At 61.7% G+C, this 527-nt stretch carries 2 protein-coding genes; both read right to left on the reverse strand.

What is annotated here, in order from left to right:
* Positions 1-351, reverse strand: a 351-nt coding sequence (locus PROAA_RS13505; RefSeq protein WP_342669221.1) for a biotin/lipoyl-containing protein, incomplete at its 3' end; no start/stop codon positions are given.
* Positions 352-364: 13 nt separating this feature from the next.
* On the reverse strand, positions 365-527 hold a 163-nt coding region (locus PROAA_RS13510), incomplete at its 5' end, for a 2-oxo acid dehydrogenase subunit E2 (protein ID WP_186411840.1).

Below are 527 nucleotides of genomic sequence, written 5' to 3' on the forward strand. Positions count from 1 at the left end.
TGCAGCTGGCGGTGCTGCCACCTCGCTGCTGGCGGTGGTGGCTGCGGCTGGGGCAGCAGTAGCTTGGGTCGGAGCAGCAGCGGGGGCCTGAGCGCTGGGGCTTGCGGCATCAGCCGCTTCCAGCACCGCGATCAGCGAGCCTTCCGATACCTTGTCGCCGATATTGACCTTCAATTCCTTGATCACGCCGCCAGTCGGGCTCGGAATGTCGATCGTCGCCTTGTCGGATTCGAGCGTGACCAGTGCATCCTCGGCGTTGACAGTGTCGCCCGCCTTGACGCACAGCTCGATGATCGGAACATCCTTGAAGTCGCCAATATCCGGGACTTTTACCTCTATGACTTGACTCATCTGTTTCTCCCGGTCAAAGCAGTGCGCGACGCATGTCGGCCAGCAGCCGTGCGACATAGGCGTTGAAGCGTGTGGCCATTGCGCCGTCGATGACGCGGTGATCGGCGGACAATGACAGCGGCAGGATCAGCCGCGGAATGAATTCCCTGCCGTTCCAGACCGGCTTCATCACCGAT

It is taken from the genome of Candidatus Propionivibrio aalborgensis (assembly GCF_900089945.1).
Classification (GTDB): Bacteria; Pseudomonadota; Gammaproteobacteria; order Burkholderiales; family Rhodocyclaceae; genus Propionivibrio; species Propionivibrio aalborgensis.